The sequence below is a fragment of the Abditibacteriota bacterium genome (genome assembly GCA_017552965.1).
In the GTDB taxonomy this organism is placed as follows: domain Bacteria; phylum Armatimonadota; class UBA5829; order UBA5829; family UBA5829; genus RGIG7931.
The window spans coordinates 183,041-200,882 of sequence record JAFZNQ010000009.1 but is presented as its reverse complement, the minus strand read 5'-3'; the positions used below and the strand labels follow the sequence as shown (position 1 = coordinate 200,882).

13 protein-coding genes are annotated in these 17,842 nt (G+C 56.1%); 8 read left to right on the top strand and 5 right to left on the bottom strand.

The annotated features are described in order from the left end of the window. The 5 genes from IK083_01870 to IK083_01850 all read right to left on the bottom strand — a co-directional run bounded on the left by IK083_01870 (position 1) and on the right by IK083_01850 (position 6,602). Entirely contained in the window at positions 1-885 is an 885-nt protein-coding gene (locus tag IK083_01870) for an HAD family hydrolase (protein MBR4748307.1), read from the bottom strand. A gap of 35 nt (positions 886-920) precedes the next feature. Beyond that, positions 921-3,113 carry a polyribonucleotide nucleotidyltransferase gene (locus IK083_01865; GenBank protein MBR4748306.1) on the bottom strand — a complete coding sequence of 731 codons (2,193 nt, stop codon included), beginning with the start codon at positions 3,111-3,113 and terminating at the stop codon, positions 921-923. A 15-nt stretch (positions 3,114-3,128) separates the two neighbouring features. Further along, entirely contained in the window at positions 3,129-3,407 is a 279-nt protein-coding gene (rpsO, locus tag IK083_01860; GenBank protein MBR4748305.1) for a 30S ribosomal protein S15, read from the bottom strand. Between the two features lie 138 nt (positions 3,408-3,545). Further along, positions 3,546-5,714: a hypothetical protein gene (locus tag IK083_01855; GenBank protein MBR4748304.1), complete on the bottom strand. Its 2,169-nt coding sequence runs from the start codon at positions 5,712-5,714 to the stop codon at positions 3,546-3,548. Positions 5,715-5,873: 159 nt separating this feature from the next. Next, positions 5,874-6,602 carry a DeoR/GlpR transcriptional regulator gene (locus IK083_01850; protein ID MBR4748303.1) on the bottom strand — a complete coding sequence of 243 codons (729 nt, stop codon included), beginning with the start codon at positions 6,600-6,602 and terminating at the stop codon, positions 5,874-5,876. 252 nt (positions 6,603-6,854) lie between these two features. Between IK083_01850 and IK083_01845 the strand changes: the two genes are divergently transcribed. The 8 genes from IK083_01845 to IK083_01810 all read left to right on the top strand — a co-directional run bounded on the left by IK083_01845 (position 6,855) and on the right by IK083_01810 (position 17,816). Then, positions 6,855-7,937 carry an LptF/LptG family permease gene (locus tag IK083_01845; protein MBR4748302.1) on the top strand — a complete coding sequence of 361 codons (1,083 nt, stop codon included), beginning with the start codon at positions 6,855-6,857 and terminating at the stop codon, positions 7,935-7,937. Further along, positions 7,934-10,087 carry a hypothetical protein gene (locus tag IK083_01840; protein ID MBR4748301.1) on the top strand — a complete coding sequence of 718 codons (2,154 nt, stop codon included), beginning with the start codon at positions 7,934-7,936 and terminating at the stop codon, positions 10,085-10,087. Before IK083_01845 ends, IK083_01840 begins: the two co-directional genes overlap by 4 nt. Positions 10,088-10,103: 16 nt before the next feature. After that, the gene (locus tag IK083_01835) at positions 10,104-11,369 is read left to right on the top strand and encodes a diphosphate--fructose-6-phosphate 1-phosphotransferase (GenBank protein ID MBR4748300.1); all 1,266 of its coding nucleotides are present in this window, start codon (positions 10,104-10,106) and stop codon (positions 11,367-11,369) included. Beyond that, the gene (locus IK083_01830) at positions 11,369-11,725 is read left to right on the top strand and encodes a 6-carboxytetrahydropterin synthase (GenBank protein ID MBR4748299.1); all 357 of its coding nucleotides are present in this window, start codon (positions 11,369-11,371) and stop codon (positions 11,723-11,725) included. The genes IK083_01835 and IK083_01830 overlap by 1 nt, the downstream gene beginning before the upstream one ends. A 185-nt stretch (positions 11,726-11,910) precedes the next feature. Next, positions 11,911-12,714, top strand: coding sequence for a DUF1559 domain-containing protein (locus IK083_01825; protein ID MBR4748298.1), 804 nt, complete (start codon positions 11,911-11,913; stop codon positions 12,712-12,714). 234 nt (positions 12,715-12,948) lie between these two features. Then, positions 12,949-14,922: a glycoside hydrolase family 127 protein gene (locus tag IK083_01820; GenBank protein MBR4748297.1), complete on the top strand. Its 1,974-nt coding sequence runs from the start codon at positions 12,949-12,951 to the stop codon at positions 14,920-14,922. Between the two features lie 26 nt (positions 14,923-14,948). Further along, the gene (locus IK083_01815) at positions 14,949-16,598 is read left to right on the top strand and encodes an alkaline phosphatase family protein (GenBank protein MBR4748296.1); all 1,650 of its coding nucleotides are present in this window, start codon (positions 14,949-14,951) and stop codon (positions 16,596-16,598) included. Positions 16,599-16,691: 93 nt separating this feature from the next. Then, positions 16,692-17,816, top strand: coding sequence for an aminopeptidase (locus IK083_01810; GenBank protein ID MBR4748295.1), 1,125 nt, complete (start codon positions 16,692-16,694; stop codon positions 17,814-17,816). Positions 17,817-17,842: the final 26 nt, after the last annotated feature.

Below are 17,842 nucleotides of genomic sequence, written 5' to 3'. Positions count from 1 at the left end.
TTATTCTCCCATGAGATATCGGCACAGGGCGCTGTGGCAGGAAAAGCTGGGGATGATGACGTCCGCTCCCACCGCCAGCAGTCTCAGGCGTTTGCCCTCGTCCGGGAAGGCGGGGTCCTTTTCGTTGGTGGCGGCGCCTATGGCGATGCCCCCGGCGCTCTTGGTGTTGTCTATCTCCACAAAGCCGTCGCCAAAGCCCAGGAGCCTGTGGCCCTCTATGCCGGTATCGGACAGTATCTGCTGTATCACTATGGCCTTGGAAAAGCTCTTGTAGTCGTCCCGGGCGCCGAAGACGTTGCCCTCGAAGATGCGGCCCACGTCCAGCAGGCTGCTCTCCTCCTCCACATATTCCTGATCGGTGCCGCTGGCCAGATACAGTGAGAGGCCCAGGTCCTTCAGCTCCAGGAGAAACTCTTTGGCGCCGGGCACCAGATAGTCCTCGGGCCGGGCGGCTCCGCAGCGGAGGCTCTCCCGCCTTTCGCCGATCTTTTCCAGCAGCCTTCTCAGATATTCTGCCTTGTATTCAGCCGGCTCCAGAGGCTCCTTGCCCCGCTTGCTGACCTCCTCCGCCAGGGCGATCATCTGATAGATGGTCTGCTTGCCGGTGGTCTCGGCTATGAGACGGTCTATATAGGCGCCCAGCCCCGGCTCCTCTCTGCCGAGAGGAGTGTCGGAGAGGACCTCCAGCATCAGGTCGCCCATTACCGACTGCCAGCCCTCCCTGATGAGGGATATGGTGCCGTCAAAGTCAAACAGGGCGTATCCGAAGCGGCCCCGTTCGAACTGTCTGATCACCTCGATGTTGGTGGAGGGGATAAAGTCGCCCCTGACGTCCGTGGGATACTTGTGGGAAAAATCGTTTTCGATCCTAATATCTGTGTTCATGACCTGTAAAAAAAAGCCTCACGCGGAGGCTTTTGTTATTTCTTTTCTCTGAAGATGATATTCAGCTTTTCCTTGTTTCTCCGTGACTGGTCGGGCTTTTTGCCGGAGGAATGTCCGGAGGAATGGCCGGAGGAGTGCTTGATCTTGCTGGTGTCGCAAAACTCCTTGTGGGTCAGGCGCACCTTGCCGTCATCGCTGATCTCCTTGACCTTCACCTTGAGGATGTCGCCCAGGGAGCAATAATCCTCGGTCTTGCCCAGACGTTCGGGAGTGAGCTCGGATATATGGCACAGGCCGTCCTTGCCGGGGGCCAGTTCCACAAAGGCTCCGAAGCTCTCGATCCTCACCACCGGGCCTTCGAATATCATGCCGGGCTCGGGGACCATGGTCAGGGTCTTGATGGTGGCTATGGCTCTGTCGGCGCCGTCGGCGTCTGTGGAAGCCACGTACACGGTGCCGTCGTCCTCGATGGAGATCTTGGCGCCTGTGTCGGCCTGTATCTTCTTGATCACCTTGCCGCCGGGGCCTATGACGTCGCCGATCTTTTCGGGATCGATCATGATGGTATAGACTCTGGGAGCGTAGGGCGACATTTCCGCTCTGGGCTCGGGTATCACGCTCTCGATGAGGTCCAGAATGGTGTATCTGGCCTTCCTGGCCGCGATGAGGGCATTGGATACTGCGCTGCGGGACAGACCGTGGGTCTTGGTGTCCACCTGAATGGCGGTGATGCCGTCTCTGGTGCCGGCTACCTTGAAGTCCATGTCGCCGGTAAAGTCTTCCAGACCCTGTATGTCGGTGAGGATGACCTCGTGCTCTTCGTCGCTCATGAGACCGATGGAAATACCGGCTACGGGAGCCTTGATCTTGATACCGCCGTCCATGAGCGCCAGGGTGGAACCGCAGGTGGAAGCCATGGAGGTGGAGCCGTTGGACTCAAAGGTGTCGGAGACCAGTATCATGGTATAGGGAAATTCTTCCTTGGAGGGCATCACGGGCCGCAGGGCCTTCTCGGCCAGAGCGCCGTGACCTATCTCTCTCCTGCCGGCGCCTCTCATGGGGCGCACCTCGCCTACCGAGTAAGGAGGGAAGTTGTAGTAGTGGAGAAAATGCTTCTCATAATCTTCTTCCAGATTGTCGATAAGCTGGGTGTCGTCCAGGCTGCCGATGGTCAGGGTGGTCATCACCTGGGTCTGGCCTCTGGAAAAGAGACCGTTGCCATGGACTCTGGGCAATACTCCCACTTCGCAGGACAGAGGCCTGATCTCGTCGAGGGCTCTGCCGTCGGCGCGCTTGCCTTCGTCGATGACCATATGGCGCACCTGCTTTTTGATGAGCTTTTCCAGAATGTCGGGGATCTCCTCGGCTCTCTCTTCGTACTCTTCGGCCAGCTCAGCCTGCAGCTCGTCACGCAGGTCGAATATGGCAGACTCCTTGCCTGCCGCTTCGGGGTTGCGGATGGCGTCGATGATCTTGTCGTTGACCTTGAGGGCGATCTCTTCGGTGAACTCGGGGTCGGGCTCCAGAATGGGGATCTCGGCCTTGGGCTTGCCGCACATGGCTATGAGCTCGTTCTGCAGGGCCACGAACTGGTCGCAGACGCTGTGAGCCAGGGTGAGGGCTTCCTCCAGGTCATCCTCGGAGACCTCTTTGGCCTCCAGCTCGATCTCCAGCAGCTTGCTGTCCCGGCCGGCTATAAAGAGCTCCATATCGGAGGCTTCCAGCTGGGACCGGGAAGGGCTGGCTATGAACTCGCCGTCCACCCGGCATACGGTGGCGCAGCCCAGAGGGCCGTCCCAGGGGATGTCGGAAATGGCGGTGGCCGCGGAGGCGGCTATGACGCTGAGCAGGTCCAGAGGGCTGGCTTCCTCGGCGGCAAGAGGCATGACCACTATCTGTACGTCATTCCTCATGCCCTGAGGGAACAGGGGCCTCATGGGTCTGTCTATGAGTCTCGAGATCAGTATGGCTCTCTCGGAGGGCTTGCCGTCCCGTTTGTTGAAGCCGCCGGCTATCTTGCCTACGGCATACTTTCTCTCTTCAAAATCCACGGTCAAAGGAAAGAAATTCATCCCTTCCTTTGGCTCTTTGGTCATACAAGCAGAGGCAAAAACTATGGTGTCGTTGCATCGGACGGTGACGGCGCCGTTGGCCTGGCCCGCCAGCTTGCCCGACTCGATGATATAGGTCTTGCCCGCAATCTCTTTTTCTACTCTGTATATGGGCATTCGATCTTCCTTGTGTTATTTCTTGATGTCTCTTATGCCCAAACGGGAGATGAGCTCTCTGTATTTCGCAATGTCCTTGTTGTAGAGATATTTCAGGAGTCCCTTTCTGTGACCTACCATCATGAGCAGGCCTCTTCTCGAATGATGGTCCTTGTGATGGGTCTTCAGATGCTCTGTCAGCGTGTTGATACGGCTGGTCAGAAGAGCTATCTGTACCTCGGGAGAACCGGTGTCTCCTTCCTTCTGAGCATATTCGCTGATGATTTGGCTTTTTTTGGCTTTGTCCATTGTGATCTTCTCCATATAGAATTATTTACCGCCAGGACCGTTTGTTAGATCGCCGATCACTAACTCTCGACCGCGGGAACGGCAGTATGTAAATGTGACACTTATATTATAACACTATCGGGAGCTCCCGTCAAGCGGCGGGGCTCATCTCGATCTAACCGCATACACGGTGCCTTCGCCCAGCTCCAGCTGCCATCTGCCGCTGCCCAGGTCTTTGCCCTCGGTCAGAGTCCAGCCTTCGGGGATGGTGACTATCAGGTCTTCGGCGGGGCCCATGGCAGATATGGAGATCATATCCTTTGCGGCCTTCAGGTCCAGCACGTAGTTGCGGTAGCGGAGCCCCTTGATCTCGTAGGAGGGCCAGCTGTCCGGCAGGTTGGGCGTCAATTTGAAGCCTTCCGGGTTCGCCTTGAAGCCCATAAAGCCCTCGATCATGGTGTAGGGGACCAGCAGCGTCTCCACGAATTCCATGTCTATGCCGATGCCGCCGGCTGTGCCGGAGCCCTGCATGGTGTTGCCTTTGGAGCCGTCGGCATAGTAGGCGCGGTAGCCTCCCGCCTCCTCGACTTCGGTGTACCAGTCCAGGATGCCTTCAAATCTCTGCCAGGCGTTGTCGGGCCCGTACACCTTGATGCGGCTCATCATATCGTTGAAGCTCTGGGCAAATACGGCTCCTCCGTCCTGGACCTGCAGTCCGTAGGGGAAGGCGTTGCAGTCCCAGGCCCATAAATACCACTTGTCGTTGCGCAGGGTGGTGGCTCTGGGAGCCAGGCGCCAGCGGTAGATGTCCTCGCCCTTGCTGGTGTCGCCGGCTACGGTGCGCCTGCCGTCTATCCAGTCCATGATCTCCCTGGCGTGGGCCGGCGTGGCAGCGCCGTAGTATATGGCCTCGGTGTTGAGGAAGGTGAAGCCAAAGTCCCATTTGTCTCCGTTCACGTCCTCGGCGCCGTAGAACCTGCCGTTGTCCGGGTTCCACAGACGGCTGTTGAGGGTCTTCACTATGATGTCGGCTTCTCTCCTCATGGCTGCGGGCTTCATGGGGCTCTTGCCCAGATCCAGCTCGGGATGGGAAGCGATATAGTCTTCCAGGTCGGCCATCATCCTCAGGGTATAGACGTAATAGTAGGAGGTGTATGTCTCCAGATTGCCGAAGGGCAGTATATCCCAGTAGTTGCCTCCGATGGAGTGACCGAAATTGTAGGTGCGGTGACCGTTTTCGTCAGTCACGTAGCCCGGGATGCCGTCATGGCCCTGATAGCGTACCCGTATCATGCCCGCCTTGCTGTCGTAGAGCTCCTTCTGTGCGTAGCGGAACACCTGCCTCATACGGTCGATGTTCTGAGTGAGGAACCCGGTGTCTCCGGTCTGATTGAAGGTGTTGATGGAGCCTATGAGAAAGTTGCAGGCGTTCATCTGATGTCTGGTGTTGAAGGCAGAGAATATGGAATTGATGCCAAAGCCCAGTCCCTCCTCGGCGGGGAAGCGGATCCTCAGCCGGGTGACGGTGCCGCTCCATTCTTTGGATTTGGAGGGCTCTGCAGCGCAGAACCTCATGACGCTGCCCATAAAGGGGTCGGGAGTCTGCAGGTCAAATCTGACGGACCTGCGGGCAGACCAGTCCTTGTCTTCGCTGCGCTGCCACTGGATAGTGGCTGTCATGGGCTTGTCGGTGCTGATATAGGAGCGGAAGCTGATGAAGGGACACATGAAGGCTTCGCACTTGAAGCCGTCCCGGGTCTCTATCCAGGGATCGGGACCGGTGACCTTGATCTGCCAGGTGTCGTCTATGATGCCCAGATCCTCCATGTCGTGGACGACCCATCTGGCGGCAGCCTTTTCGCCCATATAGCCCTTATTGTCGAGAGCGGGGGCGGAGGGAGCCAGCATCATGGTGATGTCCGAGGGGCTGTCCTGAAACAGGAAGCCAAAGGTCTTGCCCTCATAATCCCCCTGTATCTGAGGGAAGAGAGGGAAAGGCCAGCCGTCGTCCAGGGCGTGGCTGAAATGCTGATTGCAGGTCACGTAGCCGTCCTTGTTGATGCCGCGATGGAGGAAGGTGTCCTTCCACACGCTCATCATGTCCTTTTTCAGAGGAGCCACGCTCATGAGAGGCACGGGCGCCCACACGTCTATATAGGAGGCGCCGGGAGTGGCTACGGGATTCATGTATGCGTCGTAGTATATCTGCCGTATCTGACGCATTTCATTGTCGTGGCCCGGCACCGTAAAGGATATGAATTCGTCGGGGATATCCGCCGCAAAGGCGCAGCCCGATATGATGACAAGTGAGAAAAGGAGCAATATTATTTTCATGGTGACGCTTCTCCTGCGAGTAGTGATATATCTATTATAGCACTTACCGGCGGCCACGGGCAAGGGAGAAAAGAAAATCCTGCAAAAAAGAGGCGAGAGGGGGCCGTCTGCCAGGGACAAAAAAATCCCCGGCGGGGCCGGGGACTTGTGGGTCTTTTGTTATTTGACCACTTCGATGCCTTTGTCCGTCAGGGTCTTGAGGATGTTGGCGTCGGTAGCGGCGTCGGTGACCACCTTGTTGATGCTGGAAAGAGTCACCGAGGGGCACAGTGATTTGCCGCTGAACTTGGAAAAGTCAGCCAGCAAAATGATCTCGTCGGCATTGCGGACTATGGCCTTCTTGGTCTCGATGAGATTCATGTCGGCCTCGTAGCAGCCCAGAGGCAGAGCAAAAGCCTTGGTGCTGATGAACGCCTTGTTGGCATGAAACTTGTCGATGTTCTCTATGGCTATGGTGCCGGTGGTGGAATAGGAGCTCTTGTGGATGCTGCCTCCGATACAGATCACGTTCGCGTTGCTGAAGGATGACGCCTTGGTAGCGGTCATCAGAGCAGTGGTGATGACTGTAAAGCAGATGTCCGGATCGATAAAGTCCAGCATCAGATAAGGAGTGGTGCCTCCGTCAAGATACAATATATCGCCGTTTTCCACCATGCGCGCCGCCAGCCTGGCTATGTGCTTCTTTTCTTTGATGTGCTCCTCCATCCTTTGCTGGAAGGAAGGCTGCAGAGAGTCCTTTTTGCTCTCCTTGGCCAGTACGGCTCCGCCATGGATACGGGTCAGAAGGCCCCGGCTCTCCATCTCGTCCAGATCGCGTCTGATAGTCATCATGGAGCTGGCTACCTTGGGTACCAGTTCGGAAATGCGGATCACACCCTCTGCCTTCAAAAGACTCAGCAGATAATCTTGTCGTTCTCTTTTTAACACAATAACCTCACAAGTGATTGATAAAACTGTTCAACTACATTATATGTTATTCCGATGTTTATGTCAATACGTTTTTTGGAAATACCCTGCTTTTTGGCGTTAATTTTATGAATTATTTTTTATGGCCCCGCAGCGGGGGCAGCGCGGCTCCGCGGCCGCCCATTCTCCGCGATTTATGTTATAATATAATTGTAGTATCAAAGGACTGTCCCGATGCGTTTACTGGATAAATATCTGATAAGGGAAATGGCCGGCCCCTTTTTGCTGGGCTTTTTCCTCATTCTCATTCTCGTGTTCGGCAATATAGTGTATGCCAACCTCAATCTTATCGTGAGCCGTCTTCCCCAGTGGAGACTGGTTGCCTGCTATTTGCTGTGCCGTCTCCCCGGCTGCGTGCTGATCAGCCTGCCGGCCGGCGCCATATTCGGCACCTGCATGGGACTGGGCAGGCTGGCCAGGGAAAACGAGCTCACCGCCATCGGCATAGGCGGCATCCGTCCCGGCAGGATACTCCGGGCGGCTCTGTGCTTCGGCGTCATACTTACGGTCCTGGGGTACGCCTTTCAGGAATATGCCGTGGTCAGATCGGAGTCTGCGGCGGACAGCATCATGAAGCGTATATATTCCGTGCCCGGAGATCTGCCCATCGAGCCCGACATATTCGTCAAGTCAGGTGATTATTGCATCAGAGTGGCCAACATAGAGCGCAGAGACGGCGTCATAGTCTATCACCGGGTCATGCTGTTTTCCCTGGACCGCTCCGGCGATTATCCCGCTCTCGTCACCGCCTCCTCCGCCACCGGCGACCGGGGAGTGTGGACTCTCAGGAACGGCTGCAGCTATATGTTTGACGACAACGGGCTTCCCGGCGCGGCCATAGCCTTTGAGACTATGGAGCTGCAGATAGATACCTCCGTATTCGCCTCTCTCGTGGGCTCCCGCAGGGACAACGCTTCCTACAGCTGTCTCCAGCTCCGGGACAAGGTGAGAGAGCTCAAAAAGGCCGGCATCAAGCCGGGAGACGCAGAGCTGGAATACGCCTTCAAGCAGGCGCTGCCTCTGTCCTCTCTGGCCATATTGCTGTGTCTTGCCCCTCTGTGCCTCATGCTCCCTCAAAAAAGCGCCGGCAACTCTCTGGTGGCCGGCATAGCAGTGTTTTTCGTCTATTGGAATATCATGTGGTTTGCCCGGGTGCTGGGACAGACCGGAGGGATAGATCCCTATCTGGCAGGCTGGAGCATAGTCATATGCTTCGGCGTGTGCGGAACGATCCTGATGGCGGTGGTGAACAGATGAAAGCCATCCTTGCTGTGATCCTTTGCGCTCTGTGGCTGTCAGCCGGCGCCCTTGCGGCGGAAAAGGTGGAGCTGTCAGCCGGCAGCATAGACATCCTGTATGACGGAGCCCGTCCCCGGGAGGCCTATCTGGAAGGAGACGTAAAGGCCGGCATAAGGGATATGGTCATCACCTCCGGCAAGGGCCACGTGGACTACGCTTCGGGAGACGCCTCTTTTTGGGAAGATCTGCAGGTGACCTCCGACAGCTTTGAGGGCTCCGGGGATTCTGTCACCGTGAATATGAACACGGGAGACATCAGGAGCGGAGCGGGCAGTCTGACGCTGCTGCCTGCCGGGACAAAGGGGACTCTGGCTGCTCCCGTCTTCGTGAAGTCCGGCTCTCTCTCCCGGGCGGGAGGCGTGTATACCGCCGGCGGAGCATCCTTTACAGGCTGTGACAGCGGCGAGCCCCACTACCTCCTGCAGTGCAGGGAGATGACCGTATATCCCGGCCGCCGCATAGTGCTGAAGTCGGCCGCCTTTTTCTGGAGGGGGCGTCACGTGATGACTCTGCCCTACGTGAGCGTGCCTCTTGACGACCGCTACGACGACCCAAGAGCCACCCCCAGGACCGGTTTTTCGGACACGGAGGGCTGGTTTGCCAAGCTGGCCTATCCCTACAATCCCCGCAGCGAGCGCTATTACGGGCTCCTGCTCTTTGACGTCATGTCCAAAAAGGGCTTCGGACTGGGGGTCCGTCAGGACTACGGCAACTCAGGAGGCAACGTGAAGGGCCAGGCCGGCGTCTATCACATCATAAACACCTTCGGCGAAGGCAACTATTCCACCTTCAACTTCAGGCACACCGGGGAAAAGGGACCTCTCTATTTCAACGCTTCCCTCGAGGGCAGAAACACTGCCTACAAGGGCAGAGACGACGTAAAAAGATATTTTATGTCTGCCCGGCTGGGCTACAAGACCACGGCCACCGACGCTTTGCTGGACTGGTCCAGGATCATATCGGACACTGGATACAAGACCGAAAACGATCTGGTGACTCTTTCCCTGAAGCACAAACTCAGCTCCCGCATGAAATTTGCTGGCACCGTGAGCTATTCCGATTTCAGCTATACTGCCTACCGGCGGGAGCTGGTGACCTCAAAGCTCACTTTGGAGGGCAGCGAGCAGCCTGTGGACTGGTCTCTGGGGGCTCTCCTGTATGACGAGCTGTCCGGCTCGGGCTACCGGGGCACGGAAAAAAGGCCCGAGCTCATACTGTCCTCCGATACGGCCCGGCTGGGCATCACCGGCAGCTACGGGCTGGACCTGGTGGCAGGCTATTCCAGATTGAAGCTGCCGGAGGGCAGTACTACAGACCGGATCCTCTTTGAGGCGGGGCTCCCTGATTATCGGATAGACCTGGGCGCAGACTCTTATATTTCCGCCAACGCCCGCTACAGACAGCTGTATTACGCCTCCGATATGGCCAAATATTCTCTGGGGGGCAACGTGTATTACAACCTGGGCGCCGGACCCAACAAGTGGAGGCTGGACTACAGGTATCAGCAGCCCCGTGGGTATTCTCCTGTGTCTTCGGACTACATCAGCCGCTACAATTATCTCAATCTGAGATGGATATACGATCTGGCTCCTCTCTACTGCGAGGTGTTCGGAGGCTATGATTTTGCTTCCGCCGGCCGGGACTGGCTGGACGTGAACGCCAAGATCAAATATGCTCCCTCCGACAGTCTGTCCGCGTATCTGGCGGCCTCTTACAGCCCCGACAGGTCCCGGCTCAAGACCATCATAGGGCAGGTGACCATGGGCAAGGACAGCACCCTCAGTCTGGGAGCCCATTACAACGCTCTGTCCAAAAAGCTCACCGGCGTCAAGGCTCTCGGGGACCTGTCTCTGGGAAAGAGCTGGAGGCTCAGAGCCTATCTCAGCTATGACGGCTACGAAAAGGAGCTGGATTATATCATAGGGGAGCTGACCCGGAGATATCACTGCTACGACGTGTCTTTTTTGTACAGAAAGCAGACCGGCAGCTATTCGGACGAGAGCTTTATGCTCTCGGTGAAGCTGGACATCTTTCCGCCTGCCGACGATTTTGCCGCCGGACTCAACGGCACGGGTATAGATACAGGGGTCGGCACTCTGAATTTTTAGCTCGAAAGGGGACAACATGAACAACGTACTTATCGCCCAGTCGGGAGGACCTTCTCCCGTCATAAACGCTTCGCTCCTGGGTATCCTGAGAGGCGTCGAGGCTTTTCCAGGCAGGTTTGGCCGGGTGTACGGTGCCTGGCACGGAGTTGAGGGCATACTCACTGAGGAACTGCTGGACCTCTCCTGTCAGGACAGGGAGGAGCTGGAGCTCCTGAGGACCACTCCCGCCGCCGGCGCCATAGGCACCTGCCGCTACAAGCTGAAGGATGACAACAAGAGAGATTTTGACCGCATCCTGCAGGTGCTGAGAGCCCACGGCATAGGCTGGTTTTTCTACATAGGGGGCAATGACTCCATGGATACGGCCAACAAGATCAGCCTGCTGGCCCGGGAGCAGGGCATGGAGCTGGTGTGCTCAGGAGTGCCCAAGACCATAGACAACGACATAGGCACCTTTGAAGAGATAGACCACACACCGGGCTACGGCTCCTGCGCCAAATACTGGGCCCATTATATACAGTGTCTCAACGAAGAGAACGTGGGCTCCTCCACCTGCGATCCGGTGATAGTGGCTCAGGCCATGGGCCGGAGCATAGGTTTTATCGGAGCCGCCGCCAGGCTGGCCGACCCCGAAAGACGGTTTTCTCTGCAGATATATCTGGCAGAGAGCGGCCTGACCCTCCCGGAGCTGGCCGACAGGGTGAACGACGGCCTCAGACAGCACGGCAGAGTGGTGGCCGTGGTCAACGAGGGCATGGATATCACCGACGTGGGCAAGGCCCGGGACGCCTTTGGCCACGTGGAGTTCTCTGCCTCCAGGACCACTGTGGCCCAGGAAGTGATCAATTATCTCAACGACGCGGGGCTCCCGGTAAGGGGCATGGCCAGATGTCAGGTGCCGGGCAACGATCAGCGCAACAGCATCATCAACGCCTCCACTGTGGACCTGAAGGAGGCGGAAGAGCTGGGAGTCAGGGCCGTGGAAAACGCAGTCTCTCTGGGCACCGGCTATATGTCTTCTCTGGTGAGGGAGCCGGGTCCCGGCTACCGGGTGCGTTACACCCATATGCTGCTGTCAAAGGCGGCCAATTCCGAAAAGCAATTCCCCAGGGAGTGGATAGCGCCCTCGCGCTGCGACGTGACCGACGGCTTTGTGGAATACGCCAGACCTCTCATGGGCGATGATTTTGTCAGCGTGCCCATTGTGGGCGGCCTGATGCGCTTTGCCCGCCTGAGGCCTGTGTTTGCGGAGAAAAAACTGGAAGAGTACGAGTTAAGCTGATGTACGAAATATATATAGAACAGCATTTCAACGCAGCCCATTATCTGAGGGGCTACAACGGTCCCTGCAGCAGTCTCCACGGACACAGCTATAAAACCGGTCTCGTATTCAAGCTGGACAGCCAGGACGATACAGGGATATCCTTTGACTTCGTGGAGGCCAAGCGTATCGCCGCCGGGACCATGGACTATTTGGACCACACCTGTCTCAATGACCTGGAGGCTTTTAAGGAAAAGAATCCCACGGCAGAAAACATTGCCAGGTATATCTACGACAGTATTAAGAGAGAGGTGCCTGAGCTCTGGTCGGTATCGGTATGGGAGTCTGCTACCACCTGCGCTACCTACTATGAATGAATGCCGTCCGTCAAAGGGCTCCGGGACCGAAAAGACTTGTTTACGCCTGTCTCCTTCACGGAGACAGGCTTTTTTTTGAAACCGTCGTTAGACAATAGTTTGCATTTTTTTTTTTCTGAAGTATAATCAAGATGGATTTGGGAGTTCGCCCCAAATTCAATAGAGATTCTTACTAGGAGACTAACATGAAAAAAGGATTCACTCTTATTGAACTGTTGGTGGTTATTGCGATCATCGCTATTCTTGCCGCTATATTGTTTCCCGTTTTTGCTCAGGCGAGAGAAAAAGCCCGTCAGACTCAGTGTATCAGCAATGCAAAACAGATAGGAACAGCAATGTTTTTATATGCGAGCGACTGGGACGAATGTTTTCCCGCGATGAGTTACGAAGCGGCGAATTCATATGGGCTTCCGCCAGATGCCACAGAGGCCTGGTATGGCGCATGGGCAAATCCATGGGCCGGAAACAATAATTATAAGGAATTTATCCAAAAATACTCTTTCAGGGCTCTGCTTGACGTCTATATAAAAAACAGATCTTTGTGGATATGCCCTTCCGATGCGCAAGGCGATAAAGCGTTTGCGCTGGATAAAGTATTGCGGTATTGTGATTTTAACCTTCGCATCCCTATCTTTTGGACAAGTGCGGGAACGAATCCGTACGTAGGTACACCTTGTCCTATTAATACGGTAAAATATCCGGCGGATTTTGTTATGTTGTTTGAGGCTTTTCCTTTTCATGACACGGAAACATATTCGGATTCGGGTTATACGGGTCTTTGGGCTCCACAGGATAAAATCGTATGTATATTTACAGACGGACATGTAACGGCAACTCCCTTGAGCAAGGTTTGGCGCAAAATGTCAAATGCATGTCCCCAGGGCGGATATGCTACGTGGCAGCCATACAGGGGATGGGATACCGGTATGCCTGCTCATAATGATAACGTCGGTTATTTCAGTTTGGAAGCCAAAGATACAAACAGATAAAAGATATAAATAACCGATTTAGACATAGAAGAAGTTAATGATTTGCGGACCGGATAAGATCTGTTTGTCCGAAAACTGCTTATCGTTTTTGTGTTAAGCCTGCCCTGTTTACACCGGACAGGCTTTTTGCTAAAATATAAATAGAATGTTGAAAATCTTATAGAAGGAGATGCAATGTATAAAATGCTTTTGTGCGCCGCGCTGTTGACGCTTTTATGTCTGCCTGTTTTTTGCATGAATATTTCAAGGGAATATTCCAAGATCAAAACCTACAATTCTCTTTCCAAGCTGCCTTTGGGCAGTGTGACCGCCCGGGGCTGGATCAGGGACCAGCTGGAGAGGAGCAAGGAAGGGATGGGAGGACATCTGGACGAGCTGGAGCCCGACATGATAGCCCGGCCCTTTGTGGATCACGGCCGCTTTTACCAGCTGCCTCATCACGCTGCTCCCGATGATCCCACCTTTGCTGCCGGGTGGTCTGCGGAGATATCCGGCACCTACTGGATGGGCCTGGTGGAGCTGGCCTTTACCCTGGACGATCCCGAGCTCATAGCCAAGGCGGATAAGTGGGTGAACGCGGTGCTGGCCAACCAGGAGCCCGACGGTTATCTGGGGGGCTACGGCAAGGATACGGACCGTATGGTGGACTACAATCCCTGGAGCGCCAACTGGTGCTACAGAGCCCTGCTGTCCTACTATGAGGCCACCGGCAGGAAGGACGTATTGGAGGCCGTGCACAAGGGCCTTCTGTGGTTTTGCGACAAATTCAAAGACGTAAAAACCGACTACGCCGGTCCTACCATCATAGAATCACTGTGCGTGGTATACGCCTACACCGGGGACGCCCGGCTCCTGAAGCTGGCGGAAGACTGGCAGGAATGGCTTAATAACAATTCCCGGCATCGCAACAGGGTGTCCCAGATGCTGTCCGACGAATTCATCTTCGGCTCCATGCATTCCGTGGCCTACGGAGAGGACACCAAGCATCCCGCCATCATATACTGCGTCAACGGCAACGAGGAATACAGGAAGGCCTCCGTTAACGGCTTCGTAAAGGCTCTCAAAAAGCAGGTGCAGAAGACAGGCGCTCCCTCCGCCTCCTGCGAGCTCCTGAGCCCCGTGGGCTCGGTGCTGGAGAGCGAATACTGCAACCTCATGACCTACAACCATTCCTATTCCTGGCTCATAGCCGCCACCGGCGACGCTTCCTGGGCAGACCACATAGAGCGCTGTCTCTTCAACGGCATCCAGGGCGCCAGGCTCAAGGACGAAAAGGGAGTGCAGTACAACGTGGCTCCCAATCAGCTTTACGCTACCAGAGACTCCTCCAAATACGGCGACGTGCCGGACAAGGGAGCCTTTGCACCTGTGTTCTACGTGGCCTGCTGCAATACCAAGGCAGTGAGCGCCGTGCCGGAATTCGTGCGGGATATGGTGTATGAGGACGCTGAGGGCTGTCTCTATCTCACCTGCTACGGCCCCGCCTCCGTCAAGAGTCCGAAGCTGGACTTTGAGGTGGACACTCTCTATCCCTTCCGCGACACGGTGGATATCAGGGTCACCCGGGGCTCTGCGGACAGGATATATCTGCGCATCCCCGAGTGGTGCTCCGCTCCCTCGGTGAAGCTGGACGGCAAGAAGGTAAAGCTCGAAAAGACAGGCGCCGGCTTTGCCGCTCTGAAGGGCGATATCAGAGAAGGGAGCCTCATCAGCCTCAGATTCCCCATGAAGATAAAGATCAGCCGAGTGGACGACCGTTATACGGCCCGGCGATATCCTCTGTGTGTGGAGAGAGGACCCATCGTCTACGCTATCGACGTGCCCGCTGCCTGGAACACCTATCCCGGCCTGAAGATCACTCCCGAGACGGACACCTGGCCCTGGTATGAGGCCAGACCCGACTTTGCCAACCTGGGCGAATGGTCTCCTTGGGCCTACGCGCTGGACGAGAAAACCAGGGTCGGCGATATAAAGGTGGTGGAAAAGCCTGCGGAGGGCTACGTGTGGGAAAACCCGCCTGTGGTACTGGAGGTGCCCATGTACCGCACCGACGCCGCGGGAGGCAGAGGCTGCTGGCAGTTCCGCAATTATGAAGAATGGAGCTTTCATCTGGCCGAGGAAACTCCCCGTATGGTGACCATGGTGCCTCACGGCTGCACCAATCTCAGGGTGACCTACGTGCCCAATCTGGCCAACAGGGAAAAATGACGCTCTAAGCACAAGGAATAAGGACCATGAATAAACTGATATGCATCATATTGTTCATAGCCTGCTCGGTCTGTCTTGCGGCCTATGACAAGGCTAATCCCGGCTCCGAGAAAAAGCACTTTGTCTATAAGCACGTGGTGTTTATAGGCGTGGACGGTCTGGGAGCCTTTCACCTGAATACGGACACTCCCAATATAGACCGCCTGTTCGTGGACGGCGGCGCTTCTACCTGCCGGGCAGAAGCCGTGAAGCCCACCATCAGCGGAGAAAACTGGACCAGCATCTTCACCGGCGTGCTGCCCTATTATCACAAGGTGGGCAACCACAACATAGACTCCCGGGCCTACGCCATGGGCGACAAGTATCCCACAGTGTTCGCTCTGGTGGATAAGGCCTTTCCCGGCACGGTCATGGGCTCCTTTGTGGACTGGCCGTCCCTGAACAAATCAGTGGTGGACGACCTGCCTGGCGTAGAGAAGTTTAACACGAGCTGCGACAAAGAAGCCGACGTCTGCAAAGTGGCCGAGGCCTTTATCAAGGAGCACAAGCCCGTATTTACCTTCGTCTATTTTGGCAATCCGGACCACATGGGCCATGCAGGCGGCTATCTGAACGAGCCCTACTATGAGGCCGTCCGGGCCATGGACGGCTACGTGGGCAGAGTGGTCGCGGCAGTGGAGGACGCCGGTATAGCCGACGACACCCTCATACTGATCACCACCGACCACGGAGGCGTGAAGAACGGAGGACACGGAGGATTTACGGACGAGGAAACCTTTGTGTTTTTCGGCGTGAAAGGGAAGACGGTCATCAAGGGCTCCGACCTGGGGCACATATATACCAGAGACCTGCCCGCCGTGGTGTGCTATGCTCTGGGTATCAAGGGCAATCCCCTGTGGGACGCCTTTCTGCCCGACGGCCTCTTTGAGGAATACCCCAAGCCTCATGCCAGAAAAGCGGAGCAAAAGCCCAAAAAGCACAAGTCTCTCGCTACTCCCGCCGCCGACTCCCCGGAGGGCCTGTACAATTATATCGACCGGTCAAAGCTGCGCTCGGCCTTCTGCTTTGACGGCTCTCTGGAGCCTCTGGCCGGGAGCTATAAGGCAGAATTTAACGGCGAGGAAAAATACGGGGACGGCATGTTCGGCAAGGCCCTGTGGGTGAACGTCAAGAACTTTGTCTCCGTGCCGGAATTGACCTTTGGCAAGGACAGCTTTTCCGTGTCCATGTGGCTCAATGCCAGGGATTACGGCGTGAACCAGCCTACCATATTCGGCAACAAGGACTGGCGCAGCGGCTTCAACACCGGCTTTATAGTGGCCAGCCTGGGGGCCTTCAAATTCAATCTGGGCAACGGCAGCGACGCCAGATGCGACTATATGTACACCATGCCCTATGATTTCCCCGGCCGCTGGACCAACGTCATCATAGCCGCCGACAGGGAGCAGGGCGTCGTGAGGGCCTATATCAACTTTGAAGAAGTGGGCGCCGATACCCTGAGCGCCGCTCTGAGGGATGTGTCCTTTGACTCGGGTCTGCCCTTTACCATAGGCTGCGACGGCTCGCGAAAGACCATCTCCTCCATGGATTTTCTGGCAGACGATCTGCTGGTGTTTGACGGAGCTCTGAGCTCTGAAGAAGTGTCAAGGCTCGGGGAATACTACAGGCAAAGGTGATGCCCTTACCGGCCCCTGCGGGGGCCGTTTTTTTTGATTGCGAGGGCCTTTTTGTGGTATAATCAATATGTATATCATAGCGGAGTGTGTGAAATGACTGATCCCAGAATGAGCAGGCTGGCAGAGCTGCTGGTAAACTATTCCGTCAGCGTCAAGCCCGGCGAAAAGGTGTATATATCCACTCAGGCCATAGAGCCCGAGATGGACTGCGAGCTGATCCGGCAGGTGGTCAGGGCGGGAGGCATCCCCTTTCATCACCTGACCAACGGACGCATCAACAGGCAGCTGGCTCTGGTGGCCTCAAAGGAAAGGATGGAGCTCCTCAGAGAGGCCGACCTGGCCATGATGAAGCAGATGGACTGCTTTATAGCCATACGGGGCGCCGACAACGACCAGGAAGGGTCGGATGTGCCCAACGACAAGAAGACCATAGTGGCCAAGTATTATGGCAGCGACGTCCAGAACGAGAGGGTCAACAACACCAAATGGGTGGTCCTCCGGTGGCCTACTCCCTCCATGGCCCAGAGAGCCGGCATGAGCACGGAAGCCTTTGAAGACTTTTATTTCGACGTGTGCACCCTTGATTATGCCAGGCTTGCAGAGGCCGAGGAGGTGCTGCGTCAGCGGATGGACAAGGCGGACAAGGTGCGCCTGGTGGGGCCCGGCGAGACGGATCTCTCCTTCAGCATCAAGGGCATACCCGCAGTCAGCTGCTTCGGAGACAGAAACATACCGGACGGAGAAGTGTTCACCGCCCCCGTCAGAGACTCCGTAAACGGTGTCATCCGCTACAATGCGCCTACCTGCTACGAGGGCAAGGAGTTTGACCACGTGCGCTTTGAGATCAGGGACGGCAGGATCGTTGACGCCACGGGCTCCGACCCGGACGGCATCAACTTCATACTGGACAAGGATCCCGGCGCCAGGTATTTCGGCGAGTTTTCTCTGGGGGTCAATCCCTTTATCAAAAAGCCCATGAGGGACATACTTTTTGACGAAAAGATCTCCGGGTCCATACACCTGACCCCGGGGAGAGCCTACGAAGACGCCCCCAACGGCAACGATTCGCTGGTTCACTGGGATCTGGTCATGATACAGACCCCGGAATACGGCGGCGGCGAGATATGGTTTGACGACGAGCTCATCCGCAGGGACGGTCTCTTTGTCCCCGATTATCTGCAGCCTCTGAATCCCGACGCCTTCGCAAAGGAGTTCTGACTTGAAGCGGCCCACCTTTGACGAGA

What these genes read in the sequence shown, in the direction of transcription:
- IK083_01810 (MBR4748295.1), top strand. Translation starts at nt 16,692, where the DNA reads ATGACTGATCCCAGAATGAGCAGGCTGGCAGAGCTGCTGGTAAACTAT.
- IK083_01845 (MBR4748302.1), top strand. Translation starts at nt 6,855, where the DNA reads ATGCGTTTACTGGATAAATATCTGATAAGGGAAATGGCCGGCCCCTTT.
- IK083_01840 (MBR4748301.1), top strand. Translation starts at nt 7,934, where the DNA reads ATGAAAGCCATCCTTGCTGTGATCCTTTGCGCTCTGTGGCTGTCAGCC.
- IK083_01815 (MBR4748296.1), top strand. Translation starts at nt 14,949, where the DNA reads ATGAATAAACTGATATGCATCATATTGTTCATAGCCTGCTCGGTCTGT.
- IK083_01820 (MBR4748297.1), top strand. Translation starts at nt 12,949, where the DNA reads ATGAATATTTCAAGGGAATATTCCAAGATCAAAACCTACAATTCTCTT.
- IK083_01865 (MBR4748306.1), bottom strand. Translation starts at nt 3,113, where the DNA reads ATGCCCATATACAGAGTAGAAAAAGAGATTGCGGGCAAGACCTATATC.
- IK083_01830 (MBR4748299.1), top strand. Translation starts at nt 11,369, where the DNA reads ATGTACGAAATATATATAGAACAGCATTTCAACGCAGCCCATTATCTG.
- IK083_01835 (MBR4748300.1), top strand. Translation starts at nt 10,104, where the DNA reads ATGAACAACGTACTTATCGCCCAGTCGGGAGGACCTTCTCCCGTCATA.
- IK083_01870 (MBR4748307.1), bottom strand. Translation starts at nt 885, where the DNA reads ATGAACACAGATATTAGGATCGAAAACGATTTTTCCCACAAGTATCCC.
- IK083_01855 (MBR4748304.1), bottom strand. Translation starts at nt 5,714, where the DNA reads ATGAAAATAATATTGCTCCTTTTCTCACTTGTCATCATATCGGGCTGC.
- IK083_01825 (MBR4748298.1), top strand. Translation starts at nt 11,911, where the DNA reads ATGAAAAAAGGATTCACTCTTATTGAACTGTTGGTGGTTATTGCGATC.